Annotated in this window: 2 protein-coding genes; one reads left to right on the top strand and one right to left on the bottom strand. The window is 61.4% G+C overall.

Annotated features, from left to right (window positions below):
* The coding region (locus M529_RS25445; RefSeq protein WP_021316095.1) for an IS110 family transposase at positions 1-521 on the bottom strand (521 nt) is incomplete at its 3' end.
* Positions 522-790: 269 nt separating this feature from the next.
* Here M529_RS25445 and M529_RS25440 point away from each other — a divergent pair.
* Complete coding sequence (locus M529_RS25440) at positions 791-1,030, top strand: helix-turn-helix domain-containing protein (RefSeq protein WP_021316094.1); 240 nt, start codon at positions 791-793, stop codon at positions 1,028-1,030.
* Positions 1,031-1,082 lie beyond the last annotated feature (52 nt).

The raw sequence follows: 1,082 nt of genomic DNA, 5'->3' as shown, positions 1-1,082 counted from the left end.
CGGCCCGCTTCATCCACTGCGGCTGCGAACGCGGCGGATGTCTGCACGCCGACGCCGGGGCGATAGCCGAACGTAGCGCAAAGACCGCGGATCATGTTGTCGAGCCGGACACGCGCCTCGACCAGATGGCCACGCGCGGTAATCACGCTGCGCACGCCATGCGCTGCAGGTGATTTGACGTGCACCTCCTTGTAGAACCCTGTTCGAGCCAATTGCGCAAGCCCAGCGGCATCGTGCGGGTCGGTCTTGTTCGCCTTCATCGCCTTCAGGCTCTGATGTGCCTGTCGGGCATCGATGCACACCACCGGGACGCCCAGATCGCGCAGGCCAAGACAAATCGCGGGCGACATGCGCCCCGTCTCGATCACCGCACGCTCGACCGGACCGTGGCGATCCAGCATCGTGGCGATCGCCTCCGGCGTGCTCTCGACCTTTTCCGACACAAGCTTCCGCCCATTTTCGTCAACGACGCAGACCTGCGTGCTTTCCATCGACAGGTCTAATCCGGCATAATGCTTCATGGCTGCTTCCTTCCTTCAGGATTCGACAACCAGAAGTGTGCCCCTCAGCCGAGGTCCGAGGGAAGCAGCCGCAATTACACGATGACTCGTTGATCAGAAGGAGGAGATGGTGGTGGCGGCGAGAGCGATAGCGGAGAAGAAGGCCGTCTGGCATCGCGTGGGTGGGTGGGCGAGACCCTCAAGAAGCTGGGCTGTGAAGGGGTTTGACGACATGGCCGTTGTTCACGCACTACAGGATTTGAACGCAGGTAGGAGTGTGATGACGGGCAATGAAGAAGCCGGTACTGAAAGGCGTGGCTGCGGTGGAGTGGGCGATGACCCTGCTCGCCGCCTTCCGGCTGGATGATGGTGCGCTCAGTCTGCACGAGCTGTCCGAGCGCACCGGGTTGGTGAAGAGCACCGTCATGCGCCTGGCTGTATCGCTCGAACGGTTCAACTGGATCGTTCGCATGCCTGACGGGCGATATCAGGTTGGCAGCGCGGCTGAACCTCATCTACCAGAAGAGTAACTGTAGGCGCTTGCAATCGTAGCGGCGTCTGCTCGCAAACGGAGCGATTTTC

The sequence above is a fragment of the Sphingobium ummariense RL-3 genome (assembly GCF_000447205.1).
GTDB lineage: Bacteria > Pseudomonadota > Alphaproteobacteria > Sphingomonadales > Sphingomonadaceae > Sphingobium > Sphingobium ummariense.
Note: the sequence above shows the minus strand (reverse complement) of the source record. Positions and strands in the feature narration are given on the sequence as shown.

Excerpts from the sequence above, each read along its gene's own strand:
- M529_RS25440 (WP_021316094.1), top strand. The coding sequence starts at position 791 with ATGAAGAAGCCGGTACTGAAAGGCGTGGCTGCGGTGGAGTGGGCGATG.